Source organism: Ruegeria sp. C10, assembly GCF_056537805.1.
Map to the genome: position 1 here is coordinate 114,902 of NZ_JBQFSC010000002.1, position 23,829 is coordinate 138,730.

A 23,829-nucleotide genomic window follows, 5' to 3' on the forward strand; every position below is an offset into this window, starting at 1 on the left:
TCATCAGTTACCCGTAAGCGTCGCCACATTCGCAAATGGCGTCAGACCTCCGGCAATCAGTGAGACAGATTTGCTCCACTGTGCATATGGGGCCTCGGTGACGTATATCGTGTCATCGTCTCGGATCACGAAATCGCGGGCGATGAACAGGCCATTGGGCGCGGTCAGGTTCAGCAGATAGATCATGCGCTGATCACCCTGTAGCTCGGGACGTCCCATGACATTGCGCGCCACATCCTGCCGTTCCTCACGCAGAACAAAAATACCGGTCGGGTCTGAGGATAGCGGCTGTAGGCCTCCGACCTGTGCCAGCGCCTCGAGGGCGGATAGGTCCTGACTTTCAAAGGCCACGCGGGATTGCCCGCCGGTCGAACCCAGCGCGATGTATGAGCGGCTGTCCTGTTCGACCAGAATGCGATCGCCGCCGCGCAGGGCGATATCGGTTTCCGGGTTGCGGAACAGATCGTCGTACCAGATGGTTCCTCTTTGCTTGCCCCTGATCACAGTGACCAATGCGATATCGGATGCAACTGCCACCCCGCCTGCTTGCGCGAGCATGGTCGACAACGAGCCAGTCGGTCGCTCAATCGGATAGATTCCCGGCGCGCCTATAGTTCCGGTCAGAGAAACGGTCGACCCATCGCCCGGAGTACGCGACACCTGGACTTGCGGATCCGGAGTCTGTTCTTCCAGCTTCGAGGAAATCAACGTGCGGAGCTGCTCGGGCGTATTGCCCGCCGCACGCAGCCGCCCGGCATAAGGGACAAATATGTAACCTTCGCTGTCGACCTGCACCTGATCCAGAACGGTTGCGCCACCGGCTGCGGAACTTAGCAACCCATCCTCGACATTTTCCCAGATGCTGAGACTCAGAATATCGCCGGGGCGTACGGTATCGGATGCGACGCTTTGCGCGCTGCGGAAAGATTTCGAAAACCCGTATTGCGGAATCACCGATGTGGCCCGCGCAACACGGTCGTCGACCTCAACTACAAAGGCGTTACCCCCGTTTTCGACCGACCCGGCTAGAATTTCGTTTTTGTTCGGTCCGGATTTGGGAAGCTGGCATGCTGCCAGCAGGCCAAGGGTCGCCACAAGGGAAACCCCCCGGATCCATCGGGTAGGAAAGCGCTGCACTGCCGATTTACCTCAATCGTCTTTGTTTTGGGAAGGTTACCCGCATCGCTTCGAAACATCCAGCAGCAGGTTGCCCGCGATCATTCAACAACGCGCAACTGTGGCGTTGTGGCCTCTTTATCGGAGAGCAACCCTTGATAGGGGTCCTGAGCCGATAGCATCATATCAGCCGCTCGCCGCAGCAATTGACGACGCCCTCGGCGAGAATAGAACCCCCCGGGGACTTGGCAGGTTTCCAGAAGAAATTGGCGATAAGCCCGATAGGCCTTGCCGCCCGGGGCATCTGGCTGGGCAAAGAATGCCTCAATCGATTGCCGAGATACGAATTCGGGCTTGTCATAAACCGACTGCCCAAAAATCCGCAAAGGTATGCCACGCCACAGAACCTGCTGGCCTGCCGTGGAATTCACCGTCACGGCGGATTTTGCATCGTCTAGCAACCTGGCCAGCTTACCACCGGGCACATAGTGAATTCGGTTTGTGATGCCGTGCTGTGCTGCAAGCTGGCGCGCCCGCAGCCGCAGCGGCTCACGGTGGTTCTCAAGTGGATGTTCCTTGATAACGAGGTGGTGATGCGCCGGGGCGCCTTTGGCGAATCCGGCGATCACCAATTCGAGAAACTCGGACATACAGGAAAAATCCGAGTGGTACTGCACCGAACTGTCATGGCCCAATTGAAGCAACACAAGATGGTATGGAAAACCGCTCCATCTGACCTGTGCTGTGGCCCAACCCCGCTGTAGCCTGTGAATGGGCATCAGACTCAGACGTTTGAAGTACAAACGAAACTCTTTCGAAACCGGCAGCTCTCGATGTGGTCGGAATTTCTGATATCTGCGGTTCAGAAACAGCACAAACCAGTGATAGAGCGCACCGTAAAAGATGTGCTGGCGCATATCCCCCCAGTGAGACGGAGGTGGAGGCGCGTGACCTTCGGATTGTGCAAGCGCCGTTTGCATCTGTGCCACGTCCAGTTTCATTAGACGCGAATTTCCGTTCGAGCCACTTCGTTCGTAAGTCACCCACCAGGGGCGAAGGTAGCCTTCTTCAAACACATGAACCGTGATCCTGCGCGCATTGGCAATTTCGATGGCTCGTGCGTGCACGGGCCGGGTGTCTCCATATAACACGATATCGGTCACACCGTGGTGGGCGAGCAAATCGCTGAAGGTTTCTGGCCAGTCGTCGGGCGCACCGCGATACGGAATATAGCTGGATTTGTCGCCCCAGAAGGCCTGATCACCCGCGTTGAAGCCAACCCGCCAGACCTGGGCACCCGCAGCACGCAGCATCCGACCAAGCGCGTTAAAGAACGGGCCATGCGGTCCTTGTAGAAACAGGAACACACGCCGGTTAGGGCTGTTGGCCAAAGGGATCATGCGGTCTGCTCGTGTGGTGACTTTTGGTGCGTTTGTATAAAATTATGCCTCTTTGTCATTTTCGCGGCAAGGCAGGGCTTGCCGGTGGGGCTGTGTGCCTTTACCTCGGATGTTGAAGCTAGGTTCAGAGGGTTAATGATATGTTCACAGGGATCGTCACCGATATTGGCACCGTTACCGAACTGGACCAGCAGGGAGACCTGCGGGCACGGATCAAGACAAGCTATGAAACGGCGGGCATTGATATTGGCGCTTCCATCGCAAGCGATGGCGTCTGCCTAACCGTCATCGCGTTGGGCGATGATTGGTATGATGTGCAGATCAGCGCTGAGACGGTTTCGAAAACCAATCTGGACAGTTGGCAGGTGGGCAAGCGCGTCAATTTGGAACGTGCCTTGAAGGTCGGGGATGAATTGGGAGGGCACATCGTCTCGGGCCACGTGGATGGCGTGGCAGAGGTGGTCTCTGTGATAGACGAGGGTGACAGCACGCGGGTGACATTGCGGGCGCCTGCCAATCTGGCCCGGTTTATCGCTCCGAAAGGGTCCGTTGCACTGAACGGCACATCGCTGACGGTTAATGATGTGGACGGGTGTGACTTTGGTATCAACTTCATCCCTCACACCAAAGAGGTCACCACATGGGGTGACGTCTCGGTTGGTGATCGCGTGAACCTTGAAATCGATACCCTGGCCCGATACGTCGCGCGACTGGCCGAGATGTCCTGACCTTCAGGTGGAAGGTCCAAATTTGGCCGTCAGCCTCTTGGACAGCCACCAGAAGCATGAAGCCAGCAGGATTGAGACATACCCGTCGATGGCGTAGTGCCAGGCGAGGTGAACCGAGCCTAGTAAGATGATGAAGGCAAACACCGACAGCGCCCAGCCGAGCCAACGCGAATAGGTGAAGCCGTAGAACGCCAGCAGCACGGTAGAGGCAACATGCATGCTGGGCATCGCCGAGATTCCGCCTGCTAGCCCACTATTCCGATAACCATCCAACAGCATTTCATGCACATTCAGCGCCCAGACCGGGCTGATTTCGTGTGATTTGCGTAACAACTCCATCTGCGGAACGAAGTCAGAGCCAAGATTGAAGGGTTCGTAGTAAACGGGACCAACCGAGGCAAAGATGGTTGCAATCACATTGCCGCCTACAAACCAGCACAGTGCAAACGCTACCAGAAAAACGGTGCTGCGGTTCGGGTCACTGCGGTCCAGACAGGCGACGCAAACCGCAATGTAAATCATGGGAAACCAGATGTGATAGGCGCCATTCACCGCAGTGGTTACGATCGGGGATCCCAAAATGGGCCATAGCAAGGTCCACGGATCGACGCCGCCGTGCAGAAACCGGTCCCATTGCACGAATTGCTCATCCCAGAGTGTGGGATTCACAGCATGTATTTCGTTCTTCAGGAAGGTATAGGTCAGGATAAGTGCGACGATGCTGAGAAAGCAGATAACCGCATCGGTCGCTTTTTCAACATCTGCCATCTTGGATCGCAGATCTTGCAACATCCATTGAATTGGCTTTTTGGGTCGCACGACGAACATGGCAACGCCAAGTCGCCAAAGAACGAAATTTGCGAACATGAAACCAAGCAGACGAACTGAGATGACAATCAGGGAAGAGGTCGAAAAATCCCAATATGACCGTCCTACATAGATGCTAACGGCAATGGCATAGACCATCTGCAGTGCAATGAGTGATAGCAGCAGCCTGTTTCGCCGAAGGGCGTTTACACGCACGAAATTTGCAGCGGGCAGATCAGCGGTCTTAGACACTGGGCTCAAATTCTCGTCTAGCTAGGACATTATACAATGACTGGTGCCCAGGATATCAGGCGATCCAAGGGCCCAATTGGGGCAATTTGTGGACAAAGTTCACGCAACCGGCCTAAAGGTTCAGCTATTGGCAACAATGCGCAGAAAAGGCCTAAGTCAAAACTGGCGCATAGGATTGGTAAACTGAGTTGGCACCAGATTTCATCGCTGGCCCTATAGCGCTGGGCATATCAATCTATCTCGCAGTGCTTACAGGCTGGTCTTTGTGTTCACTCTGGTCTATCCCGCCATTCAAACCCGTTGTGCGAAAGGCTGCCCTATGAGTTTTGAAACCCCCGGACCGGTAGAGGCCCAATTGCGCGAGGCGATCAGTCCGATCGAGGAAATCATCGAAGAGGCCCGTAAGGGCCGGATGTACATTCTTGTGGATCACGAGGACCGCGAGAACGAGGGTGATCTGGTGATCGCGGCCGAGTTCGCTGACGCGGAGGCGATCAATTTCATGGCGACCCATGGGCGCGGGTTGGTCTGCCTGCCGATGACGGCGGAACGGATCGATAGTCTGGGCCTGCCGATGATGGCGGTGAACAACTCGTCGCGTCATGAGACAGCCTTCACCGTGTCAATCGAGGCGCGCGAAGGGGTGTCGACCGGAATTTCCGCCGCTGATCGCGCGCTGACCGTGGCGACGGCAATCAATGAACAGAACACAATGGCGCATATCGCGACACCTGGCCATATCTTCCCGCTGCGCGCCAAAAGGGGCGGGGTACTGGTGCGGGCGGGGCACACCGAGGCCGCCGTTGATATCTCGCGTCTGGCCGGGCTGAACCCCTCGGGCGTGATCTGCGAGATCATGAAGCCCGATGGCACAATGGCGCGCCTGCCTGATCTGGTCGCCTTCGCCAAAGAGCATGACATGAAGATCGGCACGATCAGTGATCTGATCACCTATCGCTCACGCAACGACAATCTGGTTGTGGAAACTTCGCGCGAGATGGTGACATCAGAATATGGTGGCGCGTGGGAGATGCGGATTTTCACCGATCAGACCCACGGTATCGAACACGTTGTCATGATCAAGGGCGACATCACTACACCCGAACCAGTCCTGACGCGGACCCACGCCCTGCATGAAGCGCCCGATATTCTGGGTCTCGGCCCGAAATCGTCACGAGAGCTGCCCCGCGCGATGGAAAAGATCGCCGAAGAGAGGCGCGGCGTCGTTTGCCTTTTCCGTCAGCCGCGAAATTCGCTTTATGCCGCAGACGACGAAGGCCCGCGCACGATCAAGCAAACCGGTCTGGGTGCGCAGATCCTGTCCAAGATGGGTATTCAGGAACTGGTGCTGCTGACAGACTCGCCTGAAACCGTGTATCTGGGGCTCGACGCGTTTGGACTGTCAATCGTCGGCACCCGCTCGATCCTCAAGGAAGACTGATAATGGCTGAAAAAGACAAACATGGCATTCTGCCGACTCCCAGCTTCGACAAGCCGGTGAAACTGCTGCTGGTGGTGGCTCCGTTCTACCGTGCCATCGCTGACAACATGGTCGCTGGTGCCAAGGCCGAGATCGAGGCCGCAGGCGGAACCTGCGACGTGGTCGAAGTGCCCGGTGCGCTGGAAATCCCGACCACAATCGCCATGGCCGACCGTCAGTGCAACTACGACGGCTATGTCGCGTTGGGCTGTGTCATTCGGGGCGAGACGACGCATTATGAAACCGTCTGCAACGACTCTAGCCGTGCAATCCAGTTGATGGGCCTGCAGGGCCTGCTGATCGGCAATGGCATCCTGACTGTCGAAAACGACGAACAGGCCGAGGTACGAGCAAACCCCGAAAAGATGAATAAAGGCGGTGGAGCGGCGGCTGCGGCCTTGCATCTGATCGCGCTCAGCCGTAAGTGGGGCTCTTCCAAAAAGGGCGTGGGCTTCAAGCCACCGTCCGAGTCCATCCTTGTGGCGGGCGACAGCAACGGACCCACGACAGCATGACCCAGACAGACGCGCCGAAACCGGCCAACCAGAAACGCCTTATGAGATCCGCCGCCCGGCTTTATGCCGTACAGGCGCTGTTCCAGATGGAGCAGTCGGGCCAGACGACTGAACAGGTTGTGAATGAGTTTCTGGATCATCGGTTTGGCGCGGTCTACGAGGGGGATGAGATGCTGGATGGCGATATCAGTGTCTTCCGTAAGTTGGTGGATGACGCCGTGAACTATCAGGCCACCATCGACCAGATGACCGATCGTGCATTGGTCGCCAAATGGCCCATTGCGCGCATCGATCCGACCCTGCGCGCTGTGTTTCGCGCGGCCGGGGCTGAGTTGACCCAGAGCGACACGCCGCCAAAGGTCGTGATCACCGAATTCGTCGATGTCGCACGTGCGTTCTTCCCGGAAGGCAAAGAGCCCAAATTCGTGAACGCTGTGCTGGATCACATGGCGCGCGAGGCCCAGCCCGAGGCGTTCTGACGCCTTTACCGCGACCCTGCATGCGCTAGACTCACCATCACAGCGCAAGGAGGTTCGCCATGCCCAAACTGGTCCGTCTCTACATTACGCAAGTCATCTGGGGCTTTGTGATCTCGGCCGTCTTTGTCGGGGTGCTGCTGGCGCTCAACGTGGCCAATCTACGGCATCTGATCACCAGTTCGGAAATTGGTCTGATCGCGTTGGCCATGATCTGGTTCATGAACGGGATCGTCTTTGCGGGTGTGCAGTTCGCCTATGCGATCATGAGCATGGCTGAGAAGCCGAACAAACCACGTGGTGGAACACCGATTGCTCATGGTTTGAAGCCTGCGCCGATCAAACAGGAAGTGCGCGCAGGGCGCTGATTTATTAGGTAAATATGTGGCGGGACCACCAGTCAACCGTGCGGTTTGATTCCCGAGGACCTGTATGTACAGGTGGGCGCCAGGTAATCAGGCCAGGACCTGAACAGAGCCAGCCCCCTCGGAATTGCTTAAGGCCACCAGAATGCTACCTGTCACAAGAAGGGCAGAACCCGCCACGGGCCTAAGTAGGGCCTGAAGCAGGTTCGCACAAGGGGTTATGCATCAACAGTTTCGTGCAAAGCGGTGCGCATCTTGCCGAAATGTTCATCCCATCCGTCATCCAGCGAAAGGATCAGGCCAAAGGCGTCAGCCCCTTGAGGTAAGCCCTCGTGCAGCAGTCCAAGGCGCGTACCGCCGGCGACGGGTTCCAGCGTCCACTTGACCACACTTTCGGCGCCGCCCATCGGTTTTATGGTGAATGTATATTCAAGATACTCTGGACGTCTCGCTTCACGCACTTCACCCCAAATCAGAAGGTCGCCACTGGTCGTCCCGAACATCTCAAGCTTTTGTCCAGCGGCCAGGGGACGTTCGGGTTTGTGAAACCACTCGGCCAACCGGTCGGGATCAGTCAAATAGTCCCAAACGATTTCTGGTGTAGCGCGGAGAAAGATTGTTTTCTGCAAAACTGCGTCTGTCATTTCTTATTCCCTTCGATAGCTTTCTTCAGATTTGCGAGGCGATCATCCCAGAACCGGTCGAAGTAGCTGAGCCAGTCCAGAACCGGAGCCATTCCTTTGGGTTCAAGGCGATTGATGCGTTCGCGTCCACGAGCTTCGACGGTGATCAATCCTCCGTCGGACAAAACGGTCAGATGCTTTTTGACGGCCGCGCGAGTCATGTCGAAACGTTCGGTTAGTTGAGCGATCGTCATATCCTGCGCTGCCAGCATCTGAACGATGTCGCGGCGGGTCGGGTCCGCCAGAGCGCGAAATGCGTTTTGGGTCTGTGTATTCATCGGGCACCTCTTATTGGATACCATTTGGTTTCATATTATTGCGATACCAAATGGTACTATGTCAAGCTGCTTGATTTTTGTTCATGAATTGTTCACATTCTCGGAATGACACTAACTATGCAGCCTGGACAGAAGCTGGCCCGTGGTGTTTCGCGTCACTTGTTGACCCACGGCTATGTTTCGATTGAAGAATTTGTCCCCACCCGAGGGTTGCGTGTCGATGTGATGGGGCTGGGCCCCAAGGGTGAGATATGGGTGGTCGAGTGTAAATCCAGCCGCGCCGATTATCAGTCGGATTCCAAATGGCAGGGCTATCTTGACTGGTGTGACCGATTCTTTTGGGCGGTTGATACGGATTTCCCGACCGAGCTTCTGCCTGCGGAAACAGGCTTGATCATCGCTGATGCCTATGATGCCGAAATCATCCGTATGGGGCCAGAAAGCAAGCTAGCCCCGGCGCGGCGCAAAAAGATGGTTCAGAAATTCGCGATGGATTCTGCACGTCGGTTGCAGGCTTTGCGCGACCCCAGGGTTTAGCTTTTGATGGCGCGCGCGGCTTGGGCTGCGGCGCGGATTTCCTCGGCGATTTCTTCGGCCTCTTCGGGGTCGAAATCCATTGGAATCTCAATACCGGCACCTTCAATGAACAGCCGCACCATACCATGATCGGTGGGGCCGATCTGCAGGTTCGCTTCGATATCGCGTTCGGTATTGATGCTCATGTTCGCCTCCGGGAAATGCGCTTTGGTGCTAACGCGCGATGGGTTGAGAATCAAGCCGACTATGGGTTCAGATAGGGCATGGAGACGGCAACGCTCAGACCTTTCCGCGCCGAGGATGCGCCGTGGCTGGTAGAACAGCATGACGTGCTCTATTCCCGCGACGAGGGGTTTGATGACAGTTTCGGCCCGCTGGTTGCCCGCATTCTGACGGGATTCATCGCGGATCATGATCCAACTTGCGAACAAGGCTGGATCGCCGAGTGCGACGGGGATCGTTTGGGTAGTATTTTCTGTGTCAGGCTGGATGATCAAACCGCCAAGCTGCGGTTGTTTCTGCTGCTGCCCGAGGCTCGTGGACAGGGGCTGGGCAAGCGGCTACTGACCGCCTGCATGGGTTTCGCCCGCGACGCAGGATATCGCCAGATGGTGCTGTGGACCCATGAGAGTCACGCCGCCGCTTGCGGGCTGTATCGTGCGTTTGGGTGGGAGCTTGTCGACAGCAAGCCGGTGCATTCCTTCGGTGTCGATCTGGTCGAACAAAGCTGGCGAATTCAGCTTTAATCCCCTTGCAATCCCCGTACGCCTTCGCTAAATCGCCCCTCACAAGTGCCGCCTTAGCTCAGTTGGTTAGAGCGCTGGATTGTGGATCCAGAGGTCCCCTGTTCAAGCCAGGGAGGCGGTACCATCTCCCAAAACCCAAGAACGGTTTGCCGGTTGCAGGTCTTTCTGTATACCCGGTACTTGGCGAAAGCTGCGTTCCGATGACATGAGCAAGATATGCCGGATAAGAAACCTGTAGACATCCGTAGAAGTGCCAGACTGTCTGTTGCACCGATGATGGATTGGACCGACAAGAATTGCCGGTTTCTGCATCGTTTGCTGAGTTCTGAGACCTTGCTTTATACTGAAATGGTCACAGCGCCTGCTTTGGTGCGCGGCGGCGCACTGCATCTGCTGGACTTTAATCCTCAGGAGCACCCGGTTGCGTTGCAGCTAGGGGGTTCTGACCCGCAGGAATTGGCGCAGGCGGCCAAGCTGGGCGCGGAAGCCGGATATGACGAGATCAACTTGAATTGTGGGTGTCCGTCTGACCGTGTGCAATCAGGGACATTCGGTGCGGTATTGATGCGCGCACCAGAAAAGGTCGCGGAATGCGTTGCGGCGATGCGCGAGGCGGTGAAGCTCGAAGTCACGGTGAAATGCCGTATCGGTGTTGACGAACAGGAACCTTCAGAAGTGCTACCTGCTTTCCTCGACCAGATTCGCAAGGCCGGTTGTCAGCGGGTGACGATCCATGCGCGCAAAGCTTGGTTGCAGGGGTTAAGCCCCAAAGAAAACAGGGATATTCCACCGTTGGACTATGGTCTTGTGCACCGGATGAAGGCTGATTTTTCGGACATGCACATCTCGATCAATGGTGGCATTACGTCGCTTGCTCAGGCGCAACAGCATCTGGAGGATGGGCTTGATGGTGTCATGATCGGTCGTGCCGCCTATCACCAACCGACAGATATTTTGGCGGCTGCGGACCCGTTGATCTTTGGAACGGGCAGCGTCGCGGATCCCATTGAAGTGGTGCAAAATATGCTGCCCTATGTCGAGGCGCATCTTGTCGACGGTGGTCGATTGCACCAGATCACGCGGCATATGCTGGGCCTGTTCGCGGGGCGTCCCGGTGCGCGGGGATGGCGGCGGATGCTCTCCGAAGGTGCTGTGCGCGAGAATGCCGGCCCAGAAGTGATCCTGCAGGCTCTGGACTCTGTTGCTGCGCTATCGCAGGTGGAACAGGTAGGCTAAGACGGCTTCGAGCCGCTATGGGGGAATGATGCCCGAGACGATGTTGCTGGCCCAGATGCTGGGCCTTTTGCTTGTGATCGGTGCTTTGGCCGGGGTATTGGCTGGACTTTTGGGCGTTGGCGGTGGAATCGTTCTGGTGCCTGCGTTTTTCTATGCGTTTCAGACACTTGGATATGGCGGTCCTCAGCTGATGCAGCTATGCCTCGCAACTTCGCTGGCGACGATCATTGTAACGTCGATCCGGTCGGTTCTGAGCCATAACAAGAAAGGCGCGGTGGATTGGGGCATCCTGCGCGGCTGGGGGCCAGGCATAGCGGTAGGTGCGGTGATCGGTGTTCTGGTGGCTTCAGCTCTGAGGACAGAGTTTTTGCAGGCGCTGTTCGGCATTCTTGGTATGGTTATCGGCATCTATCTTGGATTGGGTAAATCCGAGTGGCGGTTGGGGGATGCGATGCCCAAGGGATTGCGCCGCGCCGCGCTTTCGCCTTCGGTCGGGTTTCTGTCGGTACTGATGGGAATTGGCGGGGGCAGTTTCGGTGTTCCGCTCATGAGCCTTTATAACACTCCGATCCACCGGGCGGTTGCGACCGCAGCGGGCTTTGGCGTGATCATCGCTGTACCGTCGGTGCTGGGTTTTTTATTTCTCAACATCGCTCCGGAGCATCGCCCGCCGCTGACCATTGGCGCGGTCAATCTGGTGGCTTTCGGTATCGTCGTTGCGATGACTATGATCACCGCCCCGTGGGGCGTTAAGCTGGCGCATGCGATGGATCCGAAGCCGCTCAGGCGGGTCTTCGCGGTATTCCTTACCCTGGTTGCTCTGAATATGCTGAGAAAGGCGTTGGGGTGGTAGCGTCGTTTTACGAGCTAGGTTGGGTAAAGTTTCCTTATGATGGAGCGTTGGCGGATTGGGCGGCGCACGCTCTTCCCACTGCGCGTGCGTCCGTCAGCGATCCAGCTCATGCAGCTTGGCACGATTGCGATGGCACGTGGTTCATTGGCGTTGATGCACTGGACAATGATGCGCAGGGCAGGGTGGCGGGTTCGCCTGCACTGGCGGGCGCGGCCATCGAACTGGCACATCAGCAGTTTGGATCGATCGATCTGCACAAAGGGCAGGTCTCGGTGATCTATCCGGGATATCCGCGTCCCCGACGTGGCGAAAGCGAGGCGGCGGCGCGGTATCGAGCGCGTCGGGATGCGGCGCATGTGGACGGGCTGAAGCCAACTGGCCCTGATCGACGACGGCGGGTGGATGAACCTCATGCCTGGATATTGGGTATCCCACTTACCGAGGCCAGTGTGGACGCAGCACCAATGGTGCTGTGGGAGGGAAGCCACAAAATCCTCGGCGATGCTTTTCGGGCCGCGATGAAGAAGGTGCCGCGGCATGAATTGGGCGAGGCCGATATCACAGATGTCTATCAGGCTGCGCGCCGCGAAGTATTCGAGACCTGTCCGCGTCTCGAACTACCAGCACGCCCAGGCGAAGCCTATCTGTTGCACCGCCACTGTCTGCATGGTGTTGCACCATGGGGTCCGAATGCCAGCGCTGGACCGGATGGACGGATGATCGCCTATTTCCGCCCTCAGTTGCCTGGTGGTGTAGCGCAATGGCTCGAATCCCCGTAACCTCCTGCCATTGTTTGGCTTTGGAGAGTTGGTTCGATGATTACGGTTCACACGAATGCAGATGGTGCCCTTATTGAGGTCGAGCTTTCGGGCGAGGTCACTAGCGCAGATTACGCGAGCACGCTTGTTCCCGCTATTGAGGTCGCATTGGAAGAGCACGACGCCATACGACTGCTGGCGATCGTTGGGTCCGAGTTCAAAGGATACGATCTGGGCGCCGCATGGTCTGATACCAAGTTGGGGCTCAGCCATTGGCGCGGATTCGACCGGATTGGCGTTGTGGCGGACCAGGGATGGGTGCAAACAAGCGTCCGCCTGGCTGCCCCGATCCTGCCTTGCCCGGTGCACGTTTTTGGAATGGATGAGGTGGAGGAAGCGCGTCGCTGGATGCGCGAATCTCTCGGGGCGATCCACGTGACGGATCTGGGCGGACCTTGCGTGCAGATCAGCCTGATGGGCAAACTGGATTCACAGGAATACGGTCAGGCTCAAACCGATCTTGATGCGCTGTTGCGCGAACGTGACGGGTTTCGCCTGTTGATCGATCTGCGCGAGTTCGATGGTTGGCAGGGTCTGACTGCAATGGCAGCCCATTTCAGACTGGCGGCTGGTCATATTGGGATGCTGGATCGTGCAGCGATTGTCGGTGACAAGACATGGCAAAAAATGGCGCAACGCATGGCCAGCCATGTTCTGGGAACGCGGACCCAGTATTTCCCGGCTGAGGAATACGAGAATGCAAAAACCTGGCTTGCGACTGGCTAAATGCTCTAAAAATGGTTCAGAAACAATGCCTTGTAATCATAGGCATTGTTCTTTTTTGCGTTGACGTTACGGAATGCAACTTTAAGTTAGCGCTATTATTGACTGGTTGGTCAAATAACTTAAAAAGTCCTTACCTGTCCCGGATTTAGAGGGAGAGGCAACAAGCTGTTTCGCGTCGCTGTGGGCCACCACTCACTCAAACACAGCTTCCGGACTCTTCCCCCTCGGTGTTCGGAACGGTCCCGCAGTGGCGCGTCGTTTATTACATATTGGAAGAGCAATGATTTTTCGCTCAGTACTAAAGCGCATTCTTTCGAAGGACACTCCCGAACAGGCTGAAAGCCACGAGTTGGAAGTTGAGTTGCGCCCGCGACCTGCAAAGACGACAACCCAGAACGAGCTGGTTGAACTGTTCGGTTCTGAGTTGCGGGATCACGAATCTCTGAGTGATCTTAAGCCTACGCGGTCGCCAAAATACTAGGCTTGCGGATCAGGACCCTTGCAGCCGGGCGGCACGGCCACCACGGCGCTTTGCCAGACGGGGTTTGCGTTCCGGCAGATCCTGCATGATTTCGGCCCGTTCGGTGCTGTCCATCTTTGACCAGCGCGTGATCTCGTCAATGGTGCGGTAGCAGCCGGTGCAGATACGTTCGGTCGGATGAACGACGCAGATTTGGATGCAAGGGCTTTCGAGCTCGTCCCGTTTCCAAACCATATTCGTCATGGGCGTTTTCCGATCCGTCAAAGAAAGCGCAGTCTGTCCAGCGCGCCTTGCAGAATATAACCTGCTGCGACGTGATCAATAACCTGTCCGCGACGTTTTCGTGTCGTATCCGCCTCAAGCAGTGCTTTTTCTGCCGCAACGGTGCTTAGTCGTTCGTCCCAGAAACCGATGGGCAGATCGGTCAAACGGGTCATGTTTCGTGCGAAGGCGCGGGTTGACTGGCAGCGCGGCCCTTCGCTGCCATCCATGTTGCGCGGCAGTCCGAGGATAATGCCGCCGATCTCACGCTCGGTCACAATCTCGATCAAACGCGCGGAATCCAGTGTGAATTTCTTGCGTCGTACCGTCTCAAGCGGGGTGGCCACGCCGCGCATCCGGTCCGAGACGGAAACGCCGATGGTCTTTTCTCCCAGATCCAGCCCCATCAGGGCTGACATTGGGGGCAGGGATGCTGCGAAGTCTTCGAACGCGTCGTGGATCATTGAGCGATTCCGGCTTGCAGCGCGGCAGCGTCGATCATCTCCAACGCTTCGGCGTTACCCGCAAATACTTCCTTGGCTTCGTTCCTGATTTTGATGGCGCGTTGGCCTTCGCCCAGCACGCCCAAGGCGGCAATCAGGCGTGCCCACTCCTCGGGTGTCCCGCCCTCGGTCGCAAGGCGGTCCGAAAGGCCATCGACCATACCGCGGATCATTTCTTGTCGTTCTTCTGGCGACATCTCGGCAGCGGCATTTACATCGTCTTGGCTGGGGCCGGATGCAGCAGAAAAGTCGGGTGTGTTGAACACGCCTGCGCGGAATGCCAATTCATCGATCTGTGACCGGATGGCATTCGCCCATGGCGCGCTGGCCGGGGCGTCATTCAGGGTTTCGACCCAAACGCGATAAGCCATATCAGGCCGCCCGGTCTGTGCCAGCATCTGCCCCCAATAATACCGGGCAGGACCCAAGCGCTGATTGCGCTCAAGCGCCTGTCGCAAGGCGGCTTCCGCTTCCGGTGAGACGTAGCCGCCAGCGGCCAAAATCATCATCTCTGCCTGATCCGAATAGGCCTGAGCCGAGGCATTGTCACCCGACAGTTCGATCACACGGGTTTGTGCCTCATACCCTGCTTTGAAGTTCCCCGCGTTGGTTTCATGCTGTGCCAGCAGGGTATGGCCTTGCAGATCATCGGGGCGTTCGGCCACAGTTTCGCGCAGCCGGTTCAGCAAAGTTGCATAGCTTTCGTCCAGCGGAGGCGTCTGGAGCGGTGTGGCAATGCCCTCGGCCTCAGCCTGGCTGGGTCGATTTTCGCGCAGGTCTTCTGCCATTTCCAGACGAACTGAAAGGGGCATGTCAGGGAAACCGGCAGCACCCAACTGACGATACATCGCCAACCCGCCACCAACCAGAACGGCGGCCATGGCGAGGAACGCAATTATGGTAACCACGCGTGATGGCCCGGTGCCTTTGTCTTCATTGCGCATCTGCGCGTCTGCGGCCAGGATACGGCGCGAGATTTCCGTGCGTACACGCTCAGCATCAGCTTTCGCGATCACGCCGCGCGCCAAGTCTTTGTCGACGCTTGCTAGCTGTTCACGATAGACTCGCAGATCATAAGCAGCTGTCGGGCCGGTGCCGCGACGACCGCGCAGCATCGTGTAACCCAGGAAAATCGCGATCAGCAGCGCGATCAAAAAGATGAGAACCCAGAACGGCATGGTCCCTCCAAAATGGTTGCCCTGACTTAGACCTGTCGGCGCATGGAAAAAAGGGACAAATAGCCGCGAAGGGCGCTCATGTCGCAATAGTGCATTATTGCGGCGTTGCGCGGCAGGGTTAAAATGTACGGGCACGGCATACCTGCGCCCAATCATCGAAGACCGGACGGATTCGCACATGAAACACTACTCAGCCTTTGCTGTAGCGCGCGAAGCGCTGCGCTATCACACCGGATGGGAGCGCGCATGGCGTTCGCCGGAGCCTAAGAAGCGCTATGACGTCATTATCGTCGGGGCCGGCGGTCACGGTTTGGCAACAGCCTACTATCTTGGCAAGAACTACGGCATCCAGAACGTCGCCGTAATAGAAAAAGGCTGGTTGGGCGGTGGCAACACCGGTCGGAACACGACCATCATCCGATCGAACTATCTGCAGGATCCGTCAGCGGCGATTTACGAAAAGGCGCGCGGTCTCTACGAAGATCTGAGCCAGGAGCTGAACTATAACATCATGTTCAGCCCGCGTGGCGTAATCATGCTGGCGCAGACCCAGCACGAGATTCGCGGCTATCAGCGTACTGCGCATGCGAATGCGCTGCAGGGTGTTCAGACCGAATGGATTGGGCCCGAGCGTGTGAAAGAACTGGTGCCGATCATTAATCTGGAAGGTCCGCGCTATCCGGTTCTGGGCGGGCTTTGGCAGGAACGTGGTGGGACCGCGCGCCATGATGCGGTGGCATGGGGCTATGCCCGCGCGTGCTCGGCCATGGGTATGGACATCATCCAGAAATGCGAAGTCACCGGCGTCCGGTCCGAAAACGGTCGTGTTGTCGGGGTCGATACCACAAAAGGGGCCATCGATTGTGACAAGCTGGGGATCGTGGTTGCGGGGCATTCCGGCCAGTTGGCTGAGATGGCGGGTTTCCGACTGCCACTGGAAGCCGTCGCGCTGCAGGCGCTGGTATCCGAGCCGATCAAACCCTGCATGGATGTCGTTGTGATGGCGAACACCGTACACGGCTACATGTCTCAGTCCGACAAGGGCGAGATGGTGATTGGTGGTGGCACGGACGGGTTCAACAACTATACCCAGCGCGGCAGCTTCCATCATATCGAGGAAACGGTACGCGCATTGGTCGAAACTTTCCCGATGATCTCGCGCCTGAAAATGCTGCGCCAGTGGGGCGGTATTGTGGATATGACCGGCGACCGTTCACCCATCCTGTCGAAAACACCGCTTAATGGCTGCTTTATCAACGCAGGCTGGGGCACCGGCGGCTTCAAGGCCATTCCGGGATCGGGCTGGGGCATGGCACAGCTGATGGCCACGGGGCATTCACCACTGACCGAAGCCTTCTCGCTGGATCGTTTCAAAGAAGGCCGCTTCATCGACGAAAGCGTCGCGGCCGGGGTGGCGCACTGATGAAGATTTTTCGTCGAAAAATCTCGCACGCCCGTCACGCAGAATTTGCAGGCAGATACGTCTCGCCTGCTGCCAAGAGGATGATCACATGCTGATCTTGAAATGCCCCTATTGCGGCGTCGAAGCCGAAGAAACTGAACTGGCTGCGGGTGGCGAGGCGCATTTGAAGCGTTATGGCCCGGGCTCGTCAGATGATGAGTTCCACGACTACCTGTTCATGCGCGAAAACCCCAAGGGCGTTCATTTCGAACGCTGGCGCCATGCCAATGGGTGCGGCAAGTGGTTCCACGCCGCGCGCTGTACGAACACGCTTGAGGTCTTTGGCACCTATCCGGCGCAGACAACCGAGCCGCCGCAAGAGATCAAGGATGCCATCACCGCCAAGCGTCCCGGCTGGACGTGGAGAGAGTACAAATGATCCGTACAGCCATCCGAAATACCGCCTGCGAAAGGTCCGCATCATGAGCACCCGTCTCGCAAAACATGGCCGTTTGATTGATCGGTCGAAAAAGGTCAACTTCACCTTCAACGGCACCTCGATGCAGGGCTACGAGGGCGATACGCTCGCGTCTGCCTTGCTGGCCAATGATCAGATGATGATGGGCCGGTCGTTCAAGTATCACCGCCCGCGCGGCGTGGTCGCTAGTGGCGCGGAAGAGCCAAACGCTCTGGTCGGTCTGGGTGAGGGCAACCGGTTTGAGCCGAACCAGCGCGCCACCACGACAGAGCTGTTCAATGGTCTGACATCCGCATCACAGAACCACTGGCCGAACCTCGAGTTCGACATCGGCGCGATCAATACGCATCTGTCGCGGTTTCTGCCCGCCGGTTTCTATTACAAGATGTTCATCCATCCGAAACCGTTCTGGAAACATGTTTACGAGCCGTTTATTCGCCAGTCGGCGGGTTTGGGCAAAGCGCCCGACAAGGACAACCGTGACGCGGACACATACGAGCACTTTTACGCCTTCACCGATGTCTTGGTGATTGGCGGAGGTGTCGCGGGTTTGCAGGCCGCCAAGGTGGCAGCCCAAACCGGTGCCAAGGTGATGCTGATCGAGCAGACTGCGCACTGGGGTGGTCGCGCTCCGGTTGATGGCGGAACCATCAATGGCGAGCCTGTGGATAAGTTCGTGGAACAATTGGTTTCCGATCTCGAAACAATGGACAACGTCACCATGCGCAATCGCTGCATGGGTGCGGGGGTCTATGACCACGGTTATGTACTGGGTTATGAGCGACTGACAGACCACAAGCCGGGTGTTCAGGGGCCGCGTCACCGCCTGTGGCGCATTCGTGCGAAACAGGTCGTGACCGCGACCGGTGCGATTGAGCGTCCGCTGTCATTCGCAGGCAATGATGTGCCTGGTGTCATGCTGGCCTCTGCCATGCGCGACTATGTGGTCAACTGGGGCGTGACGCCGGGCGAGCGTGTGATTGTCGCCACAAACAATGATGACGCCTACCGGACTGCAATTACCTTGAAACAGGCCGGTGTCGATGTCCTGCGCGTGGTTGATGCGCGCGACACCGCCGGACCTCTGGCCGAAGAGGCGCGTCAGCTGGGTATCCGCGTCGATCCGGGCAAGGCGATCGCAAAGGTCAAAGGCGGCAAGCGGGTCAAGAAAGTTGCGATCTGCAATCAAGAGGGGATCGGAGGCGCCCGGGAAGAGGTCGAATGCGATGCGATTGCCATGTCAGGTGGCTGGTCTCCGGTCGTGCATATGTGGTCGCATTGCGGCGGTAAGCTGATCTGGGACGAGGCGAACGCGCATTTCCGCCCCGATCCTTCACGTCCTCCGCTGGGGGCAGACGGTGAAGGTTTTGTTCTGGCGGCAGGGGCTTCGAACGGCCCGCTGGCCCTGGGGGATGTCCTGAAGGATGCAGATACTGCCGGCAAAGCGGCAGCGAAGGCGGTCGGGTTCTCCGCGAAGCGCACCAAAGCGCCAGTTGGTGAGACTACGGCCGAGGCCCCAATGGCCGCTGTCTGGCTCATGCCTTCTAATGCCGAGATTGATCTGCGCATGAAATCGTGGCTGGACTTCCAGAACGACGTCAAGGTCTCGGACGTGCAACTGGCTGCGCGCGAGGGCTATGAAAGTGTCGAGCATACCAAGCGTTACACCACGCTGGGCATGGCAACGGATCAGGGTAAGTTGAGTAATATCAACGGCCTGGCAATCCTTGCTGATGCACTGGATTCAGAGATCCCGAAGGTCGGCACCACCACCTTCCGCCCGCCATATACTCCAATCTCGATGGCTTCGATTGGTGGTGAAGCGCGTGGTGAGGTGTTCCAGCCGATCCGTCAAACGCCGATGCACAACTGGCACGATAAGAACGGAGCCGATTGGGAGCCGGTCGGCCATTGGCGTCGAACCTATGCCTATGTCCGTCCCGGTGAATCCGTGCATGACGCGGTGAACCGAGAGGTGAAAAACACCCGCGAAAACCTCGGGCTGTTGGACGCTTCGACACTCGGCAAGCTGATCGTCAAAGGCCCCGACGCAGGCAAGTTCCTGGACATGATGTACACCAACATGATGTCCACGCTGAAGGTCGGCAAATGCCGCTATGGCCTGATGTGTTCCGAGAATGGCTTCCTGATCGACGACGGCGTTGTTGCCCGCATCGATGAGGACACGTGGCTGTGCCACACCACCACCGGCGGGGCCGAGCGTATCCATGGCCACATGGAAGAATGGCTGCAGACCGAGTGGTGGGACTGGAAAGTCTACGTCGCGAACGTCACCGAGCAATATGCGCAGGTCGCCGTGGTAGGTCCGAACGCCCGCAAGGTACTTGAGAAGCTGGGCGGCATGGATCTGTCGAAAGAGGCGCTGCCCTTCATGGAATGGCGCGATGGCAAGATCGGCGCGTTCGACGCGCGGGCCTACCGTATCTCGTTCTCGGGTGAGCTGTCCTATGAGATCGCGGTCCCTGCAAGCCAAGGTCAGGCGTTCTGGGACGCTCTGATCGAGGCAGGGCAGGAGTTCGGAGTGATGCCATACGGCACCGAATGTCTGCATATTCTGCGAGCCGAGAAGGGCTTTATCATGATCGGCGATGAGACCGACGGCACCGTGATCCCGCAGGATCTGGGGCTGCACTGGGCGCTGTCCAAAAAGAAAGAGGATTACCTCGGAAAACGCGCCCATTCGCGGACCCATATGGCCGATCCTGAGCGCTGGAAACTGGTTGGTCTTGAGACTGTGGATGGATCGGTTCTGCCCGACGGAGCATATGCGGTTGGTGAAGGCGTGAATGCGAACGGTCAGCGCAACATGATCGGGCGCGTAACTTCGACCTACTACTCGGCCAATCTGGGCAAAGGCATCGCCATGGGCCTGATCAAACACGGCCCCGACCGGATGGGCGAAGTGGTCGAGTTCCCGGGCACTGACGGCAAAACCTACAAGGCCAAGATCGTGGACCCGATCTTCTATGACAAGGACGGGGAGAAGCAGAATGTCTGAACCCATCAGCGCACTGAACCACGCCTCATATGATGGCATCGCCAAGATCGAGGAATGCGGCCTACAGGGCATGATCACACTGCGCGGTGATCTGTCGGATAAGGTACTGGCTAAGGCTGTCAAAGACGCCACCGGGCAGAAAGTGCCCGGTCAGCGTGAAGCGTTTGTGAATGGCGACACCGGTGTTTGCTGGATGTCCACCGACGAATTGCTGGTGCTTGTGCCTTATGCCGAGGTCGAGGCCAAACTGGCCGCGATGACCAACGCGCTAAGTGGTACGCACGCACTGGCGGTCAACGTCTCCGACGCGCGGGCCGTATTCCGCGTTTCGGGCGCGAACGCGCGCGAGGTATTGGGCAAGCTGGCTCCGGTTGAGCTGTCGGCCGAGGCATTCCAACCCGGCCAGATCCGCCGTTCGCGTTTGGCGCAGGTGGCAGGTGCCTTCTGGATGGACGACGCTGAGACTTTCCGCATCGTCTGCTTCCGCTCTGCGGCGGACTATGCGTTCAAATTGCTGAAGGTTGCGGCGCAGCCCGGCAGCGAGGTCGGGGTTTATTAAGCCCTGATCGCCTGATGATATGTGGGTGAGGGGGCTTTGCCCCCTCGGCCTGCGGCCTCACTCCCAAGGTATTTCTGTCGAGATGAAGGCCGGATCTCTGGTTCGGGTGTCAGGGGTTCGCGCTGAACAGGAATGTCGGGAATTGAGTGAGTGCACGCTTGCCCGTGAGGGCTGACTTGCCGGTTTCGCCTGTGTGTGGGTCGTGGCAATGGCTATAGAAAGCCAGGTCTTCTGATAGTTTTTTCATGGCCGCGCTGCGGTTGTCTGCGCTCAGATAAGGTGTGTGCGTTGAGAGAAACAGCGCAGGGTTATCTTTTTCTAACCAAGGCAGCATAGAAGGCAGGACCGAAAATTCGGCGCCTTCGATATCCATTTTGACCAAAGAGACATTAGTCAGGTCGACGGATTCAGAAAATTGATCCCAACCGATGGTAAGTGCGTCAGTGCCATGGCTTCCTTCGTGGAGCAATGATGACGTTGAATCGCCTGCCTCTCCGTGCGCTGAAGCCATTCGTGTCACTCCAAACCCATCTGACAAGGCGATGCTGAAGGCTGATACGTTTCGGATGTCGTTCAGCTCTAGGTTCCAGACCAAATGGCGGTAAGCCACTGGGTCAGGCTCAAAACACCACACATGGCGAGCGCGGCGCGCGGCATAGAGGACCGTGGGGCCGATCCATGCACCGATATCAAGATAGTCCTTTTCGGGCGACAGATAGTGGTCCAGCACCGAAAATGTCTCAGGTTCCCACTCCCCGGCTGATACCTTGCGCCAGAATTTCGAGTGGTAGGGGTCCAGGCGAAAGGGTTCACCGTTCAAGTTGCCCGCATAGTATCCGCGGGCGCGATAGAACATTTTGCGCGCCTGTGTCAGCATCGCGGACCTCCGGGTTTTTGTGTTGCGGCCCTTGACCTGCGGCGGCTGTCAAAGCATTTAACCTTTGGAACCGCAACATTCATTTTCAACAGGGGGCCGAGATGGCTTTTGAACTTCCTGATCTTCCTTATGCACATGACGCGCTGGCAGCCAAGGGTATGTCCGCGGAAACGCTGGAATATCACCATGACCTGCACCACAAGGCCTATGTCGACAACGGCAACAAGCTGATCGCCGGCACCGAGTGGGACGGCAAGTCACTGGAAGAGATCATCGTTGGCACATACGACGCAAATGCCGTCGCGCAGAACGGTATCTTCAACAACATCAGCCAGCTGTGGAACCACAACCAGTTCTGGGAGATGATGGGCCCCGGTGGCAACGCGATGCCCGGTGAGCTGGAGAAGGCTCTGACCGAGAGCTTTGGTTCGGTTGACGAATTCAAGTCGCAGTTCAGCGCTGCCGGTGCCGGTCAGTTTGGTTCCGGCTGGGCGTGGCTGGTCAAGAATGCCGACGGTTCGTTGGCAGTGACGAAAACTGAAAACGGCGTGAACCCGCTGTGCTTCGGTCAGACCGCACTGCTGGGCTGTGATGTGTGGGAGCATTCCTATTACATCGATTTCCGAAACAAGCGTCCGGCTTACCTGTCGAACTTCCTCGACAACCTGGTGAACTGGGAAAACGTAGCCTCGCGGATGTGATTTCCACTTGGTAGAACTTAATGAATGGCCCGCTGGCAGTGATGCTGGCGGGCTTTTTGTTATGAATTGATGGGTGGCCGGTAAAAACCTGCCGGTACGTCAACTTTCATTATCCCACCTATTGTGCACGGCCTTTCAGCACCTACGTAAAGTAGGCGGAGGGAGAGAACCGCCAATCAACCAAAAACCTATCAAAATGCGAGCGAAACACCAACGCCGCATCGTTAAACAGGTGTGTCTAAGGGACAGGCGAAGGCCAACCTAAGCGATACAGGAGATCACGAATGGCTGCACTTGAACAGGGAACATGGGTTATCATCGCCGATGGGGAAAAAGCGCTGGTGATGGAGAATATCACGGACGCACAGGACCCCAACTTGGTCGTCGTGTCGGTCGAAGAACAGGACGCAGCACCGACAAAGCCAAGTGACAGGGCCGGGCGGCGACCCGATACGGGACCGAACCAGAAATCTGCAGTTGAAGAGGAGACATGGAAGTCCCACGCAAAATCTCTGTTCGTTCAGGATGTGGCGAACCTTCTGAATCGCAAGGGGCTGAAAGGGGCCTATAAACGATTGGTATTGGTTGCCAGTCCGCATGTTCTGGGCCTGTTGCGCCGTCGGCTGCACAGTGAAGTGCTGGCAAAGGTGGTGGCCGAGGTTGACAAAACACTCACAAACCACCCGTTGCACAAGGTCGAACGGATACTGAAGACCCGATTGGCAAAACCTGCATAAACGAATGCCGACAATCGGGCGGTTTGCGCCGCCCGATTGCCAGTTTATTTAGTTCAGTAATTTGCGAAGCGCGGACATGGTCGCATCCGGTGTGTCGACCCAGGTGATGAATTCTGCCAGAGAATCATCTGCAAACCCCTGACCGATCAGTTGATTCAGCAGCGTGTGCAGCGTGTCCCAGTACCCGTCAACATTCATCACCAGAATGGGTTTATCATGAAGCCCCAGTTGCCGCCATGTCAGTGCTTCGAAAAGTTCGTCCAATGATCCGGGGCCGCCGGGCAGGACAACTACGGCATCCGCGTTCATGATCATCACTTTTTTACGCTCGTGCATCGTCTCGGTCACGATGAACCGGGTAAGGTCGGTCTTGCCGACCTCGCGCTGAAGCAAGTGCACCGGGATCACCCCAAATGTATCGCCGCCGGACGATTGTGCCGCCCGCGCGACCTCGCCCATAAGACCCACATCTCCGGCCCCGTAGACCAGCCGCCAGCCTTCGTTGGCCAACAAGGTTCCAAAGCTGTGGGCAGCGGCGGAGTAGGCAGGATTCACACCATTGCGTGACCCGCAATACACACAGACGGATTTCTGGGACATAGGTAGGGCTCTCTGCT

The 23,829-nt window shown here is 57.4% G+C and carries 29 protein-coding genes and 1 tRNA gene; 19 read left to right on the forward strand and 11 right to left on the reverse strand.

The window, feature by feature from the left end; all coding sequences use genetic code 11:
• Nucleotides 1-3: 3 nt before the first annotated feature.
• Entirely contained in the window at nucleotides 4-1,137 is a 1,134-nt protein-coding gene (locus ACR0DE_RS08920; RefSeq protein ID WP_170396306.1) for a polysaccharide biosynthesis/export family protein, read from the reverse strand.
• Between the two features lie 80 nt (nucleotides 1,138-1,217).
• Nucleotides 1,218-2,516, reverse strand: a complete 1,299-nt coding sequence (locus ACR0DE_RS08925) for a capsule biosynthesis protein (RefSeq protein WP_480752725.1) — start codon at nucleotides 2,514-2,516, stop codon at nucleotides 1,218-1,220.
• Between the two features lie 140 nt (nucleotides 2,517-2,656).
• Between ACR0DE_RS08925 and ACR0DE_RS08930 the strand changes: the two genes are divergently transcribed.
• The gene (locus ACR0DE_RS08930; RefSeq protein ID WP_170396310.1) at nucleotides 2,657-3,244 is read left to right on the forward strand and encodes a riboflavin synthase; all 588 of its coding nucleotides are present in this window, start codon (nucleotides 2,657-2,659) and stop codon (nucleotides 3,242-3,244) included.
• Nucleotides 3,245-3,247: 3 nt separating this feature from the next.
• On the opposite strand, the gene ACR0DE_RS08935 is transcribed toward ACR0DE_RS08930, so the two are convergent.
• Nucleotides 3,248-4,303 carry a phosphatase PAP2 family protein gene (locus ACR0DE_RS08935; RefSeq protein ID WP_480752729.1) on the reverse strand — a complete coding sequence of 352 codons (1,056 nt, stop codon included), beginning with the start codon at nucleotides 4,301-4,303 and terminating at the stop codon, nucleotides 3,248-3,250.
• Nucleotides 4,304-4,622: 319 nt separating this feature from the next.
• Here ACR0DE_RS08935 and ribB point away from each other — a divergent pair, with 319 nt between their 5' ends.
• From ribB to ACR0DE_RS08955, 4 genes are read left to right on the forward strand one after another with little or no spacing between them, the layout of a single operon-like run.
• Nucleotides 4,623-5,744 (forward strand): 3,4-dihydroxy-2-butanone-4-phosphate synthase, encoded by a 1,122-nt coding sequence (gene ribB / locus ACR0DE_RS08940; RefSeq protein WP_480752731.1) that lies wholly within the window; start codon nucleotides 4,623-4,625, stop codon nucleotides 5,742-5,744.
• 2 nt (nucleotides 5,745-5,746) lie between these two features.
• Entirely contained in the window at nucleotides 5,747-6,298 is a 552-nt protein-coding gene (locus tag ACR0DE_RS08945; protein ID WP_170396313.1) for a 6,7-dimethyl-8-ribityllumazine synthase, read from the forward strand.
• Nucleotides 6,295-6,777, forward strand: a complete 483-nt coding sequence (gene nusB, locus ACR0DE_RS08950) for a transcription antitermination factor NusB (protein WP_480752733.1) — start codon at nucleotides 6,295-6,297, stop codon at nucleotides 6,775-6,777. Before ACR0DE_RS08945 ends, nusB begins: the two co-directional genes overlap by 4 nt.
• 59 nt (nucleotides 6,778-6,836) lie before the next feature.
• On the forward strand, nucleotides 6,837-7,142 hold the full coding sequence (locus tag ACR0DE_RS08955; protein WP_170403312.1) for a hypothetical protein: 306 nt from the start codon (nucleotides 6,837-6,839) through the stop codon (nucleotides 7,140-7,142).
• Between the two features lie 215 nt (nucleotides 7,143-7,357).
• Here ACR0DE_RS08955 and ACR0DE_RS08960 read toward each other — a convergent pair whose 3' ends face one another.
• Both ACR0DE_RS08960 and ACR0DE_RS08965 read right to left on the reverse strand, forming a co-directional pair.
• Nucleotides 7,358-7,783 (reverse strand): SRPBCC family protein, encoded by a 426-nt coding sequence (locus tag ACR0DE_RS08960; protein ID WP_170396319.1) that lies wholly within the window; start codon nucleotides 7,781-7,783, stop codon nucleotides 7,358-7,360.
• The gene (locus ACR0DE_RS08965; protein WP_170396321.1) at nucleotides 7,780-8,100 is read right to left on the reverse strand and encodes a metalloregulator ArsR/SmtB family transcription factor; all 321 of its coding nucleotides are present in this window, start codon (nucleotides 8,098-8,100) and stop codon (nucleotides 7,780-7,782) included. The genes ACR0DE_RS08960 and ACR0DE_RS08965 overlap by 4 nt, the downstream gene beginning before the upstream one ends.
• A gap of 105 nt (nucleotides 8,101-8,205) precedes the next feature.
• Here ACR0DE_RS08965 and ACR0DE_RS08970 point away from each other — a divergent pair, with 105 nt between their 5' ends.
• The gene (locus ACR0DE_RS08970; RefSeq protein WP_480752738.1) at nucleotides 8,206-8,637 is read left to right on the forward strand and encodes an MmcB family DNA repair protein; all 432 of its coding nucleotides are present in this window, start codon (nucleotides 8,206-8,208) and stop codon (nucleotides 8,635-8,637) included.
• Here ACR0DE_RS08970 and ACR0DE_RS08975 read toward each other — a convergent pair.
• On the reverse strand, nucleotides 8,634-8,822 hold the full coding sequence (locus ACR0DE_RS08975; RefSeq protein WP_170396325.1) for a DUF6324 family protein: 189 nt from the start codon (nucleotides 8,820-8,822) through the stop codon (nucleotides 8,634-8,636). The two genes, ACR0DE_RS08970 and ACR0DE_RS08975, sit on opposite strands and share 4 nt — an antisense overlap.
• A gap of 78 nt (nucleotides 8,823-8,900) precedes the next feature.
• Between ACR0DE_RS08975 and ACR0DE_RS08980 the strand changes: the two genes are divergently transcribed.
• The 7 genes from ACR0DE_RS08980 to ACR0DE_RS09010 all read left to right on the forward strand — a co-directional run bounded on the left by ACR0DE_RS08980 (nucleotide 8,901) and on the right by ACR0DE_RS09010 (nucleotide 13,497).
• Nucleotides 8,901-9,383, forward strand: a complete 483-nt coding sequence (locus tag ACR0DE_RS08980) for an N-acetyltransferase family protein (RefSeq protein WP_480570329.1) — start codon at nucleotides 8,901-8,903, stop codon at nucleotides 9,381-9,383.
• Between the two features lie 47 nt (nucleotides 9,384-9,430).
• Nucleotides 9,431-9,507: transfer RNA gene (locus ACR0DE_RS08985), tRNA-His, on the forward strand.
• A 92-nt stretch (nucleotides 9,508-9,599) separates the two neighbouring features.
• On the forward strand, nucleotides 9,600-10,619 hold the full coding sequence (dusA, locus tag ACR0DE_RS08990) for a tRNA dihydrouridine(20/20a) synthase DusA (protein ID WP_480752740.1): 1,020 nt from the start codon (nucleotides 9,600-9,602) through the stop codon (nucleotides 10,617-10,619).
• Between the two features lie 28 nt (nucleotides 10,620-10,647).
• Nucleotides 10,648-11,472, forward strand: coding sequence for a sulfite exporter TauE/SafE family protein (locus ACR0DE_RS08995; protein WP_170565820.1), 825 nt, complete (start codon nucleotides 10,648-10,650; stop codon nucleotides 11,470-11,472).
• Complete coding sequence (locus ACR0DE_RS09000; RefSeq protein WP_480752743.1) at nucleotides 11,466-12,251, forward strand: hypothetical protein; 786 nt, start codon at nucleotides 11,466-11,468, stop codon at nucleotides 12,249-12,251. The genes ACR0DE_RS08995 and ACR0DE_RS09000 overlap by 7 nt, the downstream gene beginning before the upstream one ends.
• Before the next feature lie 36 nt (nucleotides 12,252-12,287).
• Nucleotides 12,288-13,016 carry a SpoIIAA family protein gene (locus ACR0DE_RS09005; RefSeq protein WP_480752745.1) on the forward strand — a complete coding sequence of 243 codons (729 nt, stop codon included), beginning with the start codon at nucleotides 12,288-12,290 and terminating at the stop codon, nucleotides 13,014-13,016.
• A 280-nt stretch (nucleotides 13,017-13,296) separates the two neighbouring features.
• Nucleotides 13,297-13,497, forward strand: a complete 201-nt coding sequence (locus ACR0DE_RS09010; RefSeq protein ID WP_223117863.1) for a hypothetical protein — start codon at nucleotides 13,297-13,299, stop codon at nucleotides 13,495-13,497.
• 9 nt (nucleotides 13,498-13,506) lie between these two features.
• Here the strand turns inward: ACR0DE_RS09010 and ACR0DE_RS09015 are convergent, their stop codons facing one another.
• The 3 genes from ACR0DE_RS09015 to ccmI are packed head-to-tail and all read right to left on the reverse strand — an operon-like array spanning nucleotide 13,507 to nucleotide 15,439.
• Nucleotides 13,507-13,740 carry a DUF1289 domain-containing protein gene (locus ACR0DE_RS09015; RefSeq protein ID WP_480752749.1) on the reverse strand — a complete coding sequence of 78 codons (234 nt, stop codon included), beginning with the start codon at nucleotides 13,738-13,740 and terminating at the stop codon, nucleotides 13,507-13,509.
• Between the two features lie 17 nt (nucleotides 13,741-13,757).
• Entirely contained in the window at nucleotides 13,758-14,222 is a 465-nt protein-coding gene (ruvX, locus tag ACR0DE_RS09020; RefSeq protein ID WP_170403288.1) for a Holliday junction resolvase RuvX, read from the reverse strand.
• Nucleotides 14,219-15,439 carry a c-type cytochrome biogenesis protein CcmI gene (ccmI, locus tag ACR0DE_RS09025; RefSeq protein ID WP_480752751.1) on the reverse strand — a complete coding sequence of 407 codons (1,221 nt, stop codon included), beginning with the start codon at nucleotides 15,437-15,439 and terminating at the stop codon, nucleotides 14,219-14,221. Before ccmI ends, ruvX begins: the two co-directional genes overlap by 4 nt.
• Before the next feature lie 178 nt (nucleotides 15,440-15,617).
• Between ccmI and ACR0DE_RS09030 the strand changes: the two genes are divergently transcribed.
• The 4 genes from ACR0DE_RS09030 to ACR0DE_RS09045 all read left to right on the forward strand — a co-directional run bounded on the left by ACR0DE_RS09030 (nucleotide 15,618) and on the right by ACR0DE_RS09045 (nucleotide 20,897).
• The gene (locus tag ACR0DE_RS09030; RefSeq protein ID WP_170422297.1) at nucleotides 15,618-16,862 is read left to right on the forward strand and encodes a sarcosine oxidase subunit beta family protein; all 1,245 of its coding nucleotides are present in this window, start codon (nucleotides 15,618-15,620) and stop codon (nucleotides 16,860-16,862) included.
• Nucleotides 16,863-16,950: 88 nt separating this feature from the next.
• Complete coding sequence (locus ACR0DE_RS09035) at nucleotides 16,951-17,280, forward strand: sarcosine oxidase subunit delta (protein WP_170396347.1); 330 nt, start codon at nucleotides 16,951-16,953, stop codon at nucleotides 17,278-17,280.
• 43 nt (nucleotides 17,281-17,323) lie between these two features.
• A complete protein-coding gene (locus tag ACR0DE_RS09040) occupies nucleotides 17,324-20,338 on the forward strand; it encodes a sarcosine oxidase subunit alpha family protein (RefSeq protein ID WP_170597954.1) in 3,015 nt (1,004 codons plus the stop codon).
• Nucleotides 20,331-20,897: a sarcosine oxidase subunit gamma family protein gene (locus tag ACR0DE_RS09045; protein WP_170422292.1), complete on the forward strand. Its 567-nt coding sequence runs from the start codon at nucleotides 20,331-20,333 to the stop codon at nucleotides 20,895-20,897. The genes ACR0DE_RS09040 and ACR0DE_RS09045 overlap by 8 nt, the downstream gene beginning before the upstream one ends.
• 109 nt (nucleotides 20,898-21,006) lie before the next feature.
• On the opposite strand, the gene ACR0DE_RS09050 is transcribed toward ACR0DE_RS09045, so the two are convergent.
• Complete coding sequence (locus tag ACR0DE_RS09050; RefSeq protein ID WP_480752755.1) at nucleotides 21,007-21,774, reverse strand: FkbM family methyltransferase; 768 nt, start codon at nucleotides 21,772-21,774, stop codon at nucleotides 21,007-21,009.
• 101 nt (nucleotides 21,775-21,875) lie between these two features.
• Between ACR0DE_RS09050 and ACR0DE_RS09055 the strand changes: the two genes are divergently transcribed.
• Nucleotides 21,876-22,475 (forward strand): superoxide dismutase, encoded by a 600-nt coding sequence (locus ACR0DE_RS09055; protein ID WP_113789565.1) that lies wholly within the window; start codon nucleotides 21,876-21,878, stop codon nucleotides 22,473-22,475.
• A 284-nt stretch (nucleotides 22,476-22,759) separates the two neighbouring features.
• The gene (locus ACR0DE_RS09060) at nucleotides 22,760-23,212 is read left to right on the forward strand and encodes a baeRF12 domain-containing protein (protein ID WP_170396355.1); all 453 of its coding nucleotides are present in this window, start codon (nucleotides 22,760-22,762) and stop codon (nucleotides 23,210-23,212) included.
• 48 nt (nucleotides 23,213-23,260) lie between these two features.
• Here the strand turns inward: ACR0DE_RS09060 and ACR0DE_RS09065 are convergent, their stop codons facing one another.
• On the reverse strand, nucleotides 23,261-23,812 hold the full coding sequence (locus tag ACR0DE_RS09065) for an LOG family protein (RefSeq protein WP_480752759.1): 552 nt from the start codon (nucleotides 23,810-23,812) through the stop codon (nucleotides 23,261-23,263).
• Nucleotides 23,813-23,829: the final 17 nt, after the last annotated feature.

Bases quoted from the DNA above. Each gene is read 5' to 3' on its own strand.
- ACR0DE_RS08925 (WP_480752725.1), bottom strand. From the start codon at position 2,516: ATGATCCCTTTGGCCAACAGCCCTAACCGGCGTGTGTTCCTGTTTCTA.
- ACR0DE_RS08930 (WP_170396310.1), top strand. From the start codon at position 2,657: ATGTTCACAGGGATCGTCACCGATATTGGCACCGTTACCGAACTGGAC.
- ribB (WP_480752731.1), top strand. From the start codon at position 4,623: ATGAGTTTTGAAACCCCCGGACCGGTAGAGGCCCAATTGCGCGAGGCG.
- ACR0DE_RS08945 (WP_170396313.1), top strand. From the start codon at position 5,747: ATGGCTGAAAAAGACAAACATGGCATTCTGCCGACTCCCAGCTTCGAC.
- nusB (WP_480752733.1), top strand. From the start codon at position 6,295: ATGACCCAGACAGACGCGCCGAAACCGGCCAACCAGAAACGCCTTATG.
- ACR0DE_RS08955 (WP_170403312.1), top strand. From the start codon at position 6,837: ATGCCCAAACTGGTCCGTCTCTACATTACGCAAGTCATCTGGGGCTTT.
- ACR0DE_RS08960 (WP_170396319.1), bottom strand. From the start codon at position 7,783: ATGACAGACGCAGTTTTGCAGAAAACAATCTTTCTCCGCGCTACACCA.
- ACR0DE_RS08965 (WP_170396321.1), bottom strand. From the start codon at position 8,100: ATGAATACACAGACCCAAAACGCATTTCGCGCTCTGGCGGACCCGACC.
- ACR0DE_RS08970 (WP_480752738.1), top strand. From the start codon at position 8,206: ATGACACTAACTATGCAGCCTGGACAGAAGCTGGCCCGTGGTGTTTCG.
- ACR0DE_RS08975 (WP_170396325.1), bottom strand. From the start codon at position 8,822: ATGAGCATCAATACCGAACGCGATATCGAAGCGAACCTGCAGATCGGC.
- ACR0DE_RS08980 (WP_480570329.1), top strand. From the start codon at position 8,901: ATGGAGACGGCAACGCTCAGACCTTTCCGCGCCGAGGATGCGCCGTGG.
- dusA (WP_480752740.1), top strand. From the start codon at position 9,600: ATGCCGGATAAGAAACCTGTAGACATCCGTAGAAGTGCCAGACTGTCT.
- ACR0DE_RS08995 (WP_170565820.1), top strand. From the start codon at position 10,648: ATGCCCGAGACGATGTTGCTGGCCCAGATGCTGGGCCTTTTGCTTGTG.
- ACR0DE_RS09005 (WP_480752745.1), top strand. From the start codon at position 12,288: ATGATTACGGTTCACACGAATGCAGATGGTGCCCTTATTGAGGTCGAG.
- ACR0DE_RS09010 (WP_223117863.1), top strand. From the start codon at position 13,297: ATGATTTTTCGCTCAGTACTAAAGCGCATTCTTTCGAAGGACACTCCC.
- ACR0DE_RS09015 (WP_480752749.1), bottom strand. From the start codon at position 13,740: ATGACGAATATGGTTTGGAAACGGGACGAGCTCGAAAGCCCTTGCATC.
- ruvX (WP_170403288.1), bottom strand. From the start codon at position 14,222: ATGATCCACGACGCGTTCGAAGACTTCGCAGCATCCCTGCCCCCAATG.
- ccmI (WP_480752751.1), bottom strand. From the start codon at position 15,439: ATGCCGTTCTGGGTTCTCATCTTTTTGATCGCGCTGCTGATCGCGATT.
- ACR0DE_RS09030 (WP_170422297.1), top strand. From the start codon at position 15,618: ATGAAACACTACTCAGCCTTTGCTGTAGCGCGCGAAGCGCTGCGCTAT.
- ACR0DE_RS09035 (WP_170396347.1), top strand. From the start codon at position 16,951: ATGCTGATCTTGAAATGCCCCTATTGCGGCGTCGAAGCCGAAGAAACT.
- ACR0DE_RS09040 (WP_170597954.1), top strand. From the start codon at position 17,324: ATGAGCACCCGTCTCGCAAAACATGGCCGTTTGATTGATCGGTCGAAA.
- ACR0DE_RS09045 (WP_170422292.1), top strand. From the start codon at position 20,331: ATGTCTGAACCCATCAGCGCACTGAACCACGCCTCATATGATGGCATC.
- ACR0DE_RS09050 (WP_480752755.1), bottom strand. From the start codon at position 21,774: ATGCTGACACAGGCGCGCAAAATGTTCTATCGCGCCCGCGGATACTAT.
- ACR0DE_RS09055 (WP_113789565.1), top strand. From the start codon at position 21,876: ATGGCTTTTGAACTTCCTGATCTTCCTTATGCACATGACGCGCTGGCA.
- ACR0DE_RS09060 (WP_170396355.1), top strand. From the start codon at position 22,760: ATGGCTGCACTTGAACAGGGAACATGGGTTATCATCGCCGATGGGGAA.
- ACR0DE_RS09065 (WP_480752759.1), bottom strand. From the start codon at position 23,812: ATGTCCCAGAAATCCGTCTGTGTGTATTGCGGGTCACGCAATGGTGTG.